At 61.1% G+C, this 1,847-nt stretch carries 2 protein-coding genes; both read left to right on the top strand.

Going from position 1 to position 1,847, the window contains the following annotated elements; all coding sequences use genetic code 11:
• On the top strand, positions 1-713 hold a 713-nt coding region (locus NMG80_RS07180; protein ID WP_254017470.1), incomplete at its 5' end, for an alpha/beta hydrolase.
• A 119-nt stretch (positions 714-832) separates the two neighbouring features.
• On the top strand, positions 833-1,534 hold the full coding sequence (locus tag NMG80_RS07175) for a TetR/AcrR family transcriptional regulator (RefSeq protein ID WP_254017469.1): 702 nt from the start codon (positions 833-835) through the stop codon (positions 1,532-1,534).
• Positions 1,535-1,847: the final 313 nt, after the last annotated feature.

Below are 1,847 nucleotides of genomic sequence, written 5' to 3'. Positions count from 1 at the left end.
CTTGGCCATCGCGGGCCAGGGTCTTCGACTATCTCTATGACAAGGAGAGCGCCAACTACTCGCGCCGGGCGTTGGAGGACTTGATCCTCCAGGCCTCCATGAGTCCCGACGTCGACGACGTCACCATTCTCGCTCATTCGATGGGGACTTGGCTTGCCGCGGAGGCGTTACGCGGTGTCGCCATGCGCAAAAAGTCGATCCCGGCCAAGGTCAGGAATGTCGTCTTGGCGTCTCCGGATATCGACATCGACGTGTTTCGCCGTCAATTTGTCGAGATGGGGCCAAATAGGCCGCGTTTCACAATTTTCACGTCGACGCGGGACAAGGCTCTAGAGGTCTCCCGCTGGCTATCTGGTGGAATTTCGCGTGTCGGCGGTACCGATCTCACGCCATATACGGCGGTTCTTGGTGAACTCGGAGTTGCGGTTATTGACACCAGCGCAATAGCGTCGGGAGATTCGCTGGGCCACAATGCCTTTGCCGGCAGCCCTGAGATTATCCGTTTGCTGGCACAGCGCCTGGGCGGGCAATCTGTGTCCGGAGGCGAGGCTGGGTTCGCGGATCGCTTAGCCGCGGCGGCCGGTAGTCTCGGCCGGTCGGCGACGCGCAAAACCGCCACCGTCCCAGTTGATAGCAGCGAGGCACGCAAATTGTTGAAGCGTGAGTCTACCACCTCGACCGGGCAGATCGTTGATGGTCAGATCTCGTACTAAGATATCTGTGTAGACTGTGTCAGAGTCATGACAGTCGCGATTAAACCCAGCCAGCATAGCCTGGACGTTTTGGTCAATATGACCTAGTGTACAATCTGTTGTTGGAGATCTGATCAGCGATGGCGAAGGTCAATCCGATTCGTCGAGCCGAAATTGGGCGCGAAAAGCGCGCGCGAACCCGAGCGGAACTCGTTGCCGCGGCCAACTCGTTGTTCGCCAAGCAGGCCGTGGAATCGGTCACAGTCGACGACGTGGTCAGGGAGGCCGGCGTCGCCAAGGGAACGTTCTACGTTCACTTCGATGGTTTGGACGCTCTAACGGCGGCGGTTGCGGAGGAACTGGTCCAGTCTTTCGACGAAATGCTGCAAGCCGACCGGCTTTCCCTCGACGATCCTGCCCTTCGGATTGCGTTCGGGTGCACCTCATTCATCGACAAGGCCCTCAATGACCCTCGATGGGCCAGCCTTGTCGCCAGAATGGCGGCGGCAGCCCCGAAGGGTGGCGAGCTCCTCCGCAGCCGGCTTTTCGAAGACCTGCAACAGTTCTCGAAGTGCTTCCCGGACGCCGGGGCATCCGCGGAGCTGAACCTGGAGATCGTCGTTGGGATCATGCTCCAGCTCATGCGCGCGCTCGGCGAGCGCAGGCTGTCATCGCTCCATCGTGACGCGGCCGTCAGCGCCATCCTGCGCGCGATCGGCCTCAACGCTGGGCAGGTGAAGTCGGTCCTTGCGCGCTTGCCTGGACCTGCCGACGGCGCAGTGCCTGATGGGCCGAGGCCGCCGAAGTCTCAGCGACCAGGTGCGGCGAGCAGCGCGGCCTGATCTTGGACTGCCGCCCTCACGCGGCGATTTTCCGTTATCTGTTCGCCGAGATCGAGTACTTTGTGGCGGGCGCCAGATCCTTGCGTTGATCCGGTCACCAGAGTGCGGCCGGCGCCACTTGTGTTCCAAAACGGGCGCTCGGGGCAGCAGCTGAAGCAAAGTAAGCGCTGCAAGTGCGGCGGGTGGCACACGCAGCGCGCAGCCGCCCGTCGTGACGGTCAAGAGGATATCTCCCGGAACGATGTTGGCGACGTTAGACAATTTCGAGATTGTCGCGGCAGGCCTGAACACGAGAGCGAAAGTGTTATCGCGC

This window comes from Mesorhizobium escarrei (assembly GCF_935825525.1).
GTDB lineage: Bacteria > Pseudomonadota > Alphaproteobacteria > Rhizobiales > Rhizobiaceae > Mesorhizobium > Mesorhizobium escarrei.
Note: the sequence above shows the minus strand (reverse complement) of the source record. Positions and strands in the feature narration are given on the sequence as shown.

Excerpts from the sequence above, each read along its gene's own strand:
- NMG80_RS07175 (WP_254017469.1), top strand. The coding sequence starts at position 833 with ATGGCGAAGGTCAATCCGATTCGTCGAGCCGAAATTGGGCGCGAAAAG.